The 10,681-nt window shown below is 70.2% G+C and carries 7 protein-coding genes; 4 read left to right on the forward strand and 3 right to left on the reverse strand.

Annotated features, from left to right (window positions below; genetic code table 11):
• The first annotated feature begins 42 nt into the window (after window positions 1-42).
• Both RUH65_RS06125 and RUH65_RS06130 read left to right on the forward strand, forming a co-directional pair.
• A complete protein-coding gene (locus RUH65_RS06125; protein WP_313816397.1) occupies window positions 43-831 on the forward strand; it encodes an alpha/beta fold hydrolase in 789 nt (262 codons plus the stop codon).
• Window positions 828-1,316: a hypothetical protein gene (locus RUH65_RS06130; RefSeq protein ID WP_313816399.1), complete on the forward strand. Its 489-nt coding sequence runs from the start codon at window positions 828-830 to the stop codon at window positions 1,314-1,316. Before RUH65_RS06125 ends, RUH65_RS06130 begins: the two co-directional genes overlap by 4 nt.
• A gap of 29 nt (window positions 1,317-1,345) precedes the next feature.
• On the opposite strand, the gene RUH65_RS06135 is transcribed toward RUH65_RS06130, so the two are convergent.
• A complete protein-coding gene (locus RUH65_RS06135) occupies window positions 1,346-2,476 on the reverse strand; it encodes an ROK family protein (protein WP_313816400.1) in 1,131 nt (376 codons plus the stop codon).
• Window positions 2,477-2,730: 254 nt separating this feature from the next.
• On the opposite strand from RUH65_RS06135, the gene RUH65_RS06140 reads away from it, so the two are divergent.
• The gene (locus RUH65_RS06140) at window positions 2,731-4,548 is read left to right on the forward strand and encodes an AMP-dependent synthetase/ligase (protein ID WP_313816401.1); all 1,818 of its coding nucleotides are present in this window, start codon (window positions 2,731-2,733) and stop codon (window positions 4,546-4,548) included.
• 3 nt (window positions 4,549-4,551) lie between these two features.
• Here RUH65_RS06140 and RUH65_RS06145 read toward each other — a convergent pair whose 3' ends face one another.
• Both RUH65_RS06145 and RUH65_RS06150 read right to left on the reverse strand, forming a co-directional pair.
• Window positions 4,552-5,982: a mycothione reductase gene (locus tag RUH65_RS06145; RefSeq protein ID WP_313816403.1), complete on the reverse strand. Its 1,431-nt coding sequence runs from the start codon at window positions 5,980-5,982 to the stop codon at window positions 4,552-4,554.
• A 61-nt stretch (window positions 5,983-6,043) separates the two neighbouring features.
• Window positions 6,044-9,487 (reverse strand): pyruvate carboxylase, encoded by a 3,444-nt coding sequence (locus RUH65_RS06150; protein WP_313816407.1) that lies wholly within the window; start codon window positions 9,485-9,487, stop codon window positions 6,044-6,046.
• A 252-nt stretch (window positions 9,488-9,739) separates the two neighbouring features.
• Between RUH65_RS06150 and RUH65_RS06155 the strand changes: the two genes are divergently transcribed.
• Window positions 9,740-10,585 carry a ParA family protein gene (locus tag RUH65_RS06155; protein ID WP_313816408.1) on the forward strand — a complete coding sequence of 282 codons (846 nt, stop codon included), beginning with the start codon at window positions 9,740-9,742 and terminating at the stop codon, window positions 10,583-10,585.
• The last annotated feature ends 96 nt before the right edge of the window (window positions 10,586-10,681 follow it).

The raw sequence follows: 10,681 nt of genomic DNA on the forward strand, positions 1-10,681 counted from the left end.
ATTCTAGGAGTATGGGGCCACCGTGGCGGCTAGGCTGGCGTGATGGATCCCCTGCAGCGGCCGATGACCCTGGGCGGCGCCCCGGACGGCGTCCTGGCCCGCGGTCGCGGCTCCACCGCCGTCGCCTTGTTCCACGGCTTCACCTCCGGCCCGTTCTCGGTCGCCCCGTGGGCCAGGGCCCTCGCCCAGGCTGGTGCCGACGTCGAGGTCCCCCTGCTGGCCGGTCATGGCACCCGCTGGGAGGACCTGGAACGGGTCTCCGCAGCAGACTGGCGTGCCACGGTCCGCCAGACCGTCGATCACCTGCTCTCCACCCACGAGCACGTGTTCGTGGCAGGACTGTCCATGGGCGGCGCCCTCGCCCTCGACGCCGCGGCCCACCGGCCGGTCACGGGAGCCATCGTCGTGAATCCGGCTCTGCGGTTCGCCTCCGTGGCCGCACCCCTGGCCGGACTGCTCCGCCTCGCCGTCCGCACCGTCGCCCCCATTGCCAATGACACCCTGCGCCCCGATGCGGACGAACGCGCCTACCCCCGCACTCCGCTGGCCGGCGTACGGCAGATCGGCGCGGTGCAGACCGCCGCCCGCCGCGCCCTGCCGGACGTCGACTCACCGGTGCTGGCATTCCGCTCCATCACCGACCACGTGGTGCCGCCTGCGTCGATGACCGCCCTGGGCCGCGGTCTCAGGCCAGGTCTGCTGTCCGTTCGGCCGCTGTACAACAGCTATCACGTCGCCACCCTGGACTGGGATGCCGGCCTCATCCACGATGAGTCGATCGCCTTCATGTCCGCCACCGTGGAGTCCAGCCGCCGGAAAGGACGGTCATGACTGAACGACGAGATGGATCTCACGGCCACGAGCACGACGGCGAGGGAGACCCCGAGCCCGAGGATCAGGCCGAGATCGATCGCCAGTGGCAACAGATCGTCGCGGGCCTCGGCCCGCTCGAGCCGTCCGGTCCTGAGCCTGAGCCGCCCTCAGATAAGCGCCCCGACCTCGCCTCGTACTTCGCCGAGACACCGGCGTGGGGACCCCGTGATTACACCGTCGACGATGAGGACGAGGGTGACTTCGTCCCGCCGGATCCTCCATCCCTGGCGACGGGGCGCCCTGCCATGGTCTTGAGCGTGGCGGGGCTGGTCGGCGGTCCGGCAGCACTGCTGCTGGCTGCCCTCTTCTGGCCGGGTATCCCGGGCATCGTCGTCACGGTCCTCATCGCCGCCTTCGTGGCCGGGGCGGTCGGCTTGTTCCTGTCCCTGCCCCGGGACCAGGATCGCCGTGACCCCTGGAACGACGACGGCGCCCAGGTTTAGGGAGGCCGGCCACCTGCGGCGGTGGCGGGCTACTCCACCGGCGAGGGTCCCGGCCCGGTGGCCAGCGACCGCACGGGCCAGCCCGCGCGCTCCAGCGCAACGCCCGCTGCCCCCACCCATCCGGACCGATTGCCCCAGGTCGCGACCGAGACAGACGGCAATGGACGGCGTCGCCCACCGGGAACGTGCCGGGCCAGTTCCTCTCGTGCCGGCGCCAGCAACAACTCCCCTGCGGTGGACACACCTCCGCCGATGACGAACCGTCCCGGATCCAGGACGGCTGCCAGCGTGGCCAGGCCGCGGCCGAGCCACCGGCCGGTGCCGGCCACAGCGTCGAGGCAGATCGGGTCTCCGGCCAGGGCGTCGTCGATGGTGGCACGCGCCGAGGCTCGTCCGGCACGCGCTGCCAGGGCATCCGCGGAGACCAGCAGTTCCCAACAGCCGGTATTGCCACAGGGGCACGGTGGGCCGGCAGGGTCCATGGTCATATGCCCGAACTCACCGGCCATGCCGTGCTCACCGATGTCCACGGCCCCCTTTCGCACCAACGCACCGCCGATCCCGGTGCCGATCGCCACCAGGACCATCCGGTCAGGGCCCGCGGCAGGTGGCACCAAGCGGGCTTCGGCCCAGGCCGCCGCGTCCGCGTCGTTGATCACCGAGGGCACGGGGACCGCTCCCGGTGCGTGGCCGCTCGACGCCCCGGGTGCCACGGGAAGCCCGGTGAGGTTGGACAGGGCCCGGGAGAGATCCTGCGGCAGGGCGCGGTCCCGCCAGCCACCCAGGTGGGGGCTGAACACCGAGCGACCGCTGCGCGGATCGATCCAGGCCGCGGCGGACACGCCCCACACCACGGGGAGCCCGGGCCAGCGGGAGCGGAGGCCGCCATACTGGTCCCGGGCGATGGCGGCGCACACGGCGGACAAGGCGTCACCGTCCGCTTCGACCTGGTGTTCGATCCGGATCTCGGAGGCCTGGACCGCGGAGTCTGCGCCCTCCGGCAGGACCGCCCCATCCAGGGCCGTCCCGGTCACGGCTGTCCCGGTCAGGGTCCCGTCGGCGGTCAGCACCACCGTTCCTGCCTTCACCGCGCCGCCGCCCACGTCCAGACCGATGGCCGCGGCGACCGGTGCAGCGCCGGCTCGAGCCACGTCGGCCACGTTCAGCCCTCCTTCGGTCTCCCGCGCGGTCTCCCGTTGCTCCGCCCCTCCCGGTGCCCCGGGTTCACCCCCACGGGCCGGGGTCGCAGCTCAGGTTACCGACGGGTAGTATGATCACGATTGTGGTACAGCCCACACCGGTTTCTGGCTTGTCCTGTAAGGTCAAAAGCCCCGGGCACCCCCGCCCGGGCCGGTCGGCACCCCAGAGCGCCACATCGCCACACAGCGGCACCGCCAAGCACCAGGAGCGCACGTTGAAGGAATACATTACCCCTCCCACGGTCCAGGTTCCCCAGGAGACGAACATCACCGATCTCCTCGAACAGCAGGTCCTGGCTGATCCCCAGCGGCCGCTGTTCGCCCGGCAGACCTCGCCGGGCCAGTGGACCGATGTCAGCTCCTCCGCCTTCCATGACGATGTCCGCACCTTAGCCCGTGGCCTGGCCGCCGCCGGTCTCGAGGCCGGCGACCGGATCGGGATCATGTCCCCCACGCGCTATGAGTGGACCCTCGTGGACTTCGCCATCTGGTACGCAGGGGCGGTGACGGTCCCCATCTACGAGACCTCGTCCCCCAGCCAGGTGGCCTGGATCGTCTCCGATGCCAACGTGCGTGCCGTCGTCTGCGAGACGGCCCGCCACCGCACCGTGGTGGAGACGGCCATCCGTCAGGAACAGCTCGAGCCGCTGCTGGACAGCTGGCTGATCGACTCCGACGGGCTGGACGAGTTGCGCGCCCTGGCTGCCCGGGGACCGGACGAGGACGTCATGGAGTCTCGCCGCACCGCCGCCAACCTGCCCGATCTGGCCACCATCATCTACACCTCGGGCACCACCGGGAAGCCCAAGGGCTGTGAGCTCACCCACGGCAACTTCGCCGAACTCAGCCTGCAGGCACTCGGGACGGACCTGGCCGGGATCGTCAACGCCCGCTCCAGCACCGTCATGTTCATCCCCCTCGCGCACGTCTTCGCGCGGTTCATCTCCGTGCTGGCGCTGGCCGGCGGTGCCAAGGTGGGTCACACCTCGGACATCAAGCAGCTGGTCCCGGACCTCCAGTCCTTCAAGCCGACCTTCCTGCTGGCCGTCCCCCGCGTCTTCGAGAAGGTCTACAACTCGGCCCAGCTGAAGGCGGAGACAGGCGGCAAGGGGAAGATCTTCGCCGCCGGGGCACAGACTGCCATCGACTATTCGAAGGCCCTGTCCGATGGCAAGGTCCCCCTCATGCTGCGCGCGAAGCATGCGCTCTTCGGCAAGCTGCTCTACGGCAAGATCCGGGATGCCATGGGCGGGCAGGTGGCGCATGCCGTGTCCGGTGGCGGCCCCCTCGGCGCCCGCCTGGGTCACTTCTTCCGCGGCATCGGCGTCAACATCATGGAGGGCTACGGCCTCACGGAGACCACCGCGCCGGTCACCGTGAACGTGCCCAGCGCCGTGAAGATCGGCACCGTCGGAAAGCCCTTGCCGGGCAACGGCGTCCGCATCGCCGATGACGGCGAGATCCTGGCCCAGGGCGTCTGTCTGATGCGCGCGTACCACAACCGGCCGGACGTCACCGAGAAGGAGATCGTGGACGGGTGGTTCCACACCGGGGACATCGGCTCGCTGGATGACGACGGCTATCTGACGATCACCGGCCGCAAGAAGGAGATCATCGTCACGGCCTCCGGCAAGAACGTGGTGCCGGCCGCCCTGGAGGACCAGGTCCGTGCGGACGCCCTCGTCTCCCAGTGCGTGGTAGTCGGTGACAATCGCCCGTTCGTGGCGGCGCTGGTGACCCTGGACGCGGAGATCCTGCCGGGTTGGCTCCACCAGCACGGTATCGCGGCCGACACTCCGGTGGAGGACCTGGCCACTCATCCAGTGGTGGTGGGGCATGTGCAGTCCGTGGTGGACAAGTCCAACCAGTCGGTGTCCCAGGCGGAGTCCATCCGGGCCTTCCGGATCGTCCCGGCGGACTTCTCCATCGAGTCCGGCCAGCTGACCCCGTCCCTGAAGATCAAGCGCAACGTGGTGCTGAAGGACTTCGATGGCCTGGTCGAGGAGATCTACGCGGCGCCCAAGCCCGTCTAAGGCCTACACGAGGCCGCTGTCCGGGACCTCCAGTCCTAGCAGGGCGTTCTCCACGACCTCGCTCAGCGCCGGGTGGATCCAGTACTGGCCGCGGGCCAGCGTATGGGCGTCCACGCCGAAACTCATGGCCTGCACGAGCAGCTGGATGAGGTTCGGGGCTTCGTGGCCGATGAGGTGCGCGCCGATCAACTGCCCGCTCTGACGGTCGGCGATGAGCTTGCACAGGCCCGAGGTGTCCTCCATGGCCCAGCCATAGGCCACGTCACCGTACTCCTGCACTTTGACGCTGATCCGGTCACGGCCGTACTCGGCCACCGCCTGAGCCTCGGTGAGGCCGGCCGACCCGATCTGCGGCCTGGTGAACACGGCGGACGGAATCGGGCCGAGCGTGTTGGCCCTCAGGTCATCCGGATGTTCCAGATTGTGGGAGACGATCCGCTGATCGTGGTTGGCCACGTGCTTGAGCTGGTGCTCACTGGAGATGTCCCCCAGGGCCCACAGCCCCGGAACCGGTGCTCCGCCGGAGAGCAGCCGCTGGTACTCGTCCACCACCAGCCGGCCGTCGCCGTGCACGTCCAGGCCGGCGGAGGCCGGGTCCAGCCGGTCGGTGTTCGGGGTGCGCCCCTGGGCCACGAGGACCGCCTCGGCGTCGACCACCATCGTGGCACCCTCCGGGCCCTCGAGGTGCACCGCGACCCACCCGGACTCCGCCTCATCGATCCTGGACAGGGTCCAGCCGGTCTCGAGCCGCCACTGCCGGGAGGCGAGCTCGGTGAACCGCTCCGAGATCGTCTCGTCGTGGGTGCGCAGCAACTGCGAGGAGCGGTTGACCTGGACCACCGAGGAACCGAGGCCGGAGAAGACCGCGGCGAACTCGGCGGCGATGAATCCTCCGCCGAGCACCACCAGCGTCTCGGGCAGCGTCGGCAGCCGCATGATCGAGTCCGAGGTGTGCACCTGCGGCAGGTCGATGCCCGGAACGTCCGGCCTCACCGGACGTGATCCCGCGGCCACCACGATGGTCTCCGCTTCCAGGACCCGCCCGCTCGCCGTCGTCAACTGGTGGGTGCCGGTGAATCGGCATTCCTCGGTGATGACGGTGGTGTGCTCCAACTCCTGGTCGCGGTACCGGAAGCCTCCCGCGGAGATCGCATCGATCCGGGAGAAGATCCGGTCCCGGATTCCCTCCCAGTCCGTCCCGCCGAGCTCCAGGTCCACGCCCAACCGTCCGGACTCCGCCGGGACGGCCGCCAGGGAGGCCGGGTAGGCGAACATCTTCGTCGGGATACAGCCGACGTTGAGGCAGGTGCCACCGAAGACCCCGGCATCGATGATGGCCACCCGCCGGCCGTCCCAGTAGGGGGTGACCAGCGAGTTGCCGGAACCGGAGCCGATGATGATCAGATCGAACGATGAGGTGGTGTCGGTGCCCATGGGCCCAGCCTACGGTCCACGGGCACCGTGCCCGGCCGGGCCTCGCCCGACGACCCCGGTGTCAGCCCACGACGAGGAGCAGGTCGCCGCCCTCCACCGGGGTGGTCCCGCTCAGCACCACGCGGGACACCGTCCCGCCGGCCTGGGCCGTGATGGCCGCCTCCATCTTCATGGCCTCGATGGTGGCCACGGTGGCGCCGGCCTCCACCGCATCACCCTCGGCGACGTTGACCGTCACGACCCCGGCGAACGGTGCCGCGACGTGACCGGTGGACGCCGGGTCCGCCTTCTCGGCGGCCCGGGCCGTCGATTCCACGGACCGGTCCCGGACCGTGATCTGGCGCGCCTGCCCGTTCAGGGTCACCATGACGGGCCGCAGGCCCTTGGCATCGGGCTCGCCGATCGCCTGGAGCGTGGCCAGCAGGCGAACGCCCTTGCCCAGGGAGATGACGTGCTCCTGCCCCGTCACCATGCCGTAGAGCCAGTCGCGGGTGTGCAGGACCGAGGTGTCTCCGAACTCGTCCCGGTTGGCCTCGAACTCCTGCGTGGGCCCCGGGAACAGGAGCCGGTTGAGCGTCGCCTGGCGTGGGGCGCCGGGCTCGTCCAACGACGCGCGGTCCTCGGCCGAGAGCTCGGCCTCCGGGCGGCGCTGGCCCCGGTTCTGCAGGGCCCGGCTGCGGAACGGTTCCGGCCAGCCTCCGGGCGGGTCGCCCAGCTCACCGGAGAGGAAGCCGATCACGGAGTCCGGCACATCGAAGTCCTGCGGGTTCTCGGCGAAGGCGGCGGGGTCCACGTCCATGCCGACCAGCTGGAGGGCGAGGTCGCCGACCACCTTGGAGCTGGGCGTGACCTTGACGATGTTCCCGAGCATGGCGTTGGCCGCCTCGTACATCTTCTCGATCTGCTCGAACCGGTCCCCCAGTCCCAGGGCGATCGCCTGTTGGCGCAGGTTGGAGAGCTGGCCGCCGGGGATCTCGTGGCGGTACACGCGGCCGGTCGGAGCCGAGAGCCCGGATTCGAAGGGGCGGTAGATCTCCCGGATCGTCTCCCAGTACGGCTCGAGTCCCGCCGCGTGGTCCAGTCCCAGTCCGGTGTCCCGCTCCCCGTGTTCCAGGGCCGCGACGAGGGCTGACATCGGGACCTGACTGGTGGTGCCGGCCATCGAGGCCACGGCGGTGTCCACGGCGTCGACCCCGGCGTCGGCCGCGGCCAGCAGGGTCGCCAGCTGCCCACCGGCCGTGTCATGCGTGTGCAGGTGCACCGGCAGGTCGAACTCGCTGCGCAGGGCACCCACCAGTTCCTTGGCCGCCTGGGGGCGCAGCAGTCCGGCCATGTCCTTGATGGCCAGGATGTGCGCGCCGGCATCCACCATCTGCCGGGCGAGCCCCAGGTAGTACTCGAGCGTGTACAGCTTCTCGGCCGGATCCAGCAGGTTGCCCGTGTAGCACAGGGCCGCCTCCGCGACGGCGGTCCCGGTAGCCCGGACCGCTTCGATGGCCGGGGCGATCTGGCCGACGTCGTTCAGGGCGTCGAAGATGCGGAAGATGTCCACGCCGGTGTCCGCTGCCTCCTGCACGAAGGCGTTGGTCACCTCGACCGGGTACGGGGTGTAGCCCACCGTGTTGCGGCCGCGCAGCAGCATCTGCAACGGGATGTTCGGCAGCTCCTCCCGCAGCAGCCGGAGCCTGGCCCACGGGTCCTCGGCCAGGAAGCGCAGCGCGACATCATAGGTCGCCCCGCCCCAGGCCTCGACGGAGAACAGCCCCGGCAGGGTGTGGGCGACCGCGGGCGCGGCGGCCAGCAGGTCGCGGGTACGGACCCTGGTGGCCAGCAGCGACTGGTGCGCGTCACGGAAGGTGGTGTCCGTGACGGCCAATCCGGTGCGGGAGCGCAGCTCGGCGGCGAAACCCTCCGGCCCCTGCTCCACCAGCACCTGACGCCATCCGGCCGGTGGCTGACTGGACGACGGGCCGTCGAAGGGGCTGCGGTCCGGCTCCTCGGACTTGTCCCCCGGGAAGTGCGGCAGCTTGTCCCGAGGATCGATCCCGTCCACCCGGGGGCCGTGCGGCTGGTTCACCGTGACGTCGGCCAGGTACTGCAGGGCCTTGGAGCCGCGATTCTGGCTGCGGTTCACCTGGGCCAGCTCCGGGTGCGCATCGATGAAGTCGGTGGCCACGTCCCCGGCCACGAAAGACGGGTCGTCCAGCACGTTCATCAGGAAGGGGATGTTGGTGGCGACGCCGCGCACACGGAACTCGGCCAGGGCGCGCCGGGTGCGGCGCACCGCCGTCGGGTAGTCGCGACCGCGGCAGCTGAGCTTGACGAGCATCGAGTCGAAGTGCGGACTGATCTCGGCGCCGGTGTAGATGGTGCCGCCGTCGAGCCGGACCCCGGAGCCGCCGGCCGAGCGGTAGGCGGTGATGGTGCCGGTGTCCGGCCGGAAGCCGTTCGACGGGTCCTCGGTGGTGATGCGGCACTGCATCGCGGCCCCACGGATCCGCAGGTCCTCCTGGTGGATGCCGAGTTCCTGCAGGCTGTGCCCGGCCGCGATCCGCAGCTGGGAGGCCACGAGGTCCACGTCCGTGATCTCCTCCGTGACCGTGTGCTCCACCTGGATGCGGGGATTCATCTCGATGAACACGTGTTGTCCGGCCCGTTCACCGGCGGTGTCCACGAGGAACTCGACTGTGCCGGCGTTGACGTAGTCCATGGCGCGGGCGAACTTCACCGCGTCGTCGTACAGCGCCTGACGGATGGAGTCGTCCAGGTTGGGGGCCGGAGCGATCTCGATCACCTTCTGGTGGCGCCGCTGCATGGAGCAGTCACGTTCGAAGAGGTGGACCGTCTCCCCCGTCGAGTCGGCCAGCACCTGGACCTCGATGTGCCGGGGCCGCAGGACGGCCTGCTCCAGGAACATGGTGGCGTCGCCGAAGGCGGTCTCCGCCTCGCGCATGGCAGCGTTCAGGGCGTCCGGCAGATCGGCCGCGGTCTCGACCCGGCGCATGCCGCGGCCGCCGCCGCCGGCCACGGCCTTGACGAAGATCGGGAAGCCGATGTCACCGGCCTGGGAGACCAGCCAGTCCACGTCCGAACTCGGCTCCGAGGATTTCAGCGTCGGGATCCCGGCGGCCTTGGCCGCTCGCAGGGCCTCGACCTTGTTGCCCGTCAGCTCCAGGACGTCGGCCGGTGGACCGACGAAGGCGATGCCCGCCTCCTCGCAGGCGCGCGCCAGTCCGGCGTTCTCCGAGAGGAACCCGTACCCGGGGTAGATGGCGTCACAGCCCGACTCCGTGGCCACCCGGATGATCTCATCCACATCCAGGTAGGCGCGGATCGGGTGCCCTTCCTCACCGATGCGGTAGGCCTCGTCCGCCTTCTGCCGGTGGATGGAGTTCCGGTCTTCGTAGGGGAACACCGCCACCGTGCGGGCGCCCAGCTCGTAGCAGGCGCGGAAGGCGCGCACGGCAATTTCGCCGCGGTTGGCCACCAGCACTTTGGTGAACATGCCATCGGTCGTCCTCGGGGACATGGGACCTCCTCGGTGGCCGGGGGCCGACGTCATCGCGCTGGTCGCGCTCGGGTGAACCACCTCTTTGTGGCTCACATCACGGGCCAGTTTTGCACACGCCGGAGCCCGGACTCTATGACGCCCGTCACACGAGGACCGGCACTAGACTAGAGGCTGGTTCTCCGGCCATTCATCGGTCCAGGGCCGCCTTCGCCTACCGTGCCCCACCACAGTCAGGATTCCCACGCCGTGCAGATCATCTCCATTTCCAGCCTCAAGGGCGGGGTCGGCAAGACCTCGGTCACCCTCGGACTGGCCTCCGCGGCGCGGGCCCAGGGCATCCCCACCCTGGTGGTGGACATGGACCCCCATGCCGATGCCACCACGGGCCTCGGCGTCAAGCAGGGCCAGGACATCCAGGGCAGAGACGACATCGGCACCCTGCTGGACCGCCCCCGGCGCGTGAGCCTGACCGATCACGTCATCGCCTCCGGTTGGCCTGACCTCACTGCGGGGGCCGCCGAGACCGGCATCCCGGGAGTGAGCAAAATTCTCGACGTGGTGCGCGGCTCGTCCCGTACGTCCCTCTTCGAACGACCCACCACCCGACCGCGTGAACTGCGGCGGCTGAGCACCCTGTTGGAGTCTGTGACCAAGTACGCCCTGGTGCTGATCGACTGCCCTCCCGCGCTGAACGGAGTCACCCGCATGGCCTGGGCGGCCTCCACGGACGTCCTGCTGGTGGCCGAGCCGAGCCTGTTCTCCGTGGCCGGCACGGAGCGGACTCTCCGGGCCCTCGACCTGTTCCGGAAGGAGTACGCCCAGGGGGTCCGTTCCACCGGGGTGGTCGCCAACCGGGTGCGCCCGGCCAGCACGGAACACCAGTTCCGCCTGGGTGAGATGGAGCGGATGTATGGCGACCGCCTGCTCCCCGTCGCCATCCCCGAACAGGGCAATTGGCAGCAGATCCAGGGCGCCGCCTGGCCCGTCCACGCGTGGCCCGGGGAAACGGCGGCCCAGTCGGCCGAGCTCTTCGAGGAGCTGCTCTCCGCCCTGCACCGGCCGCAGGGACGCCGCAGCCAGCGCCGGCACTGAACGCGATCGCCGGGCCACCGCAGACGCCCTCACGGAGCCGCCTGCGCACCGGCACGGACTGACCGGCAGGACCGAATACGACGACGGCCCCGCCCC

This window comes from Citricoccus sp. (genome assembly GCF_032154715.1).
Taxonomy (GTDB): domain Bacteria; phylum Actinomycetota; class Actinomycetes; order Actinomycetales; family Micrococcaceae; genus Citricoccus.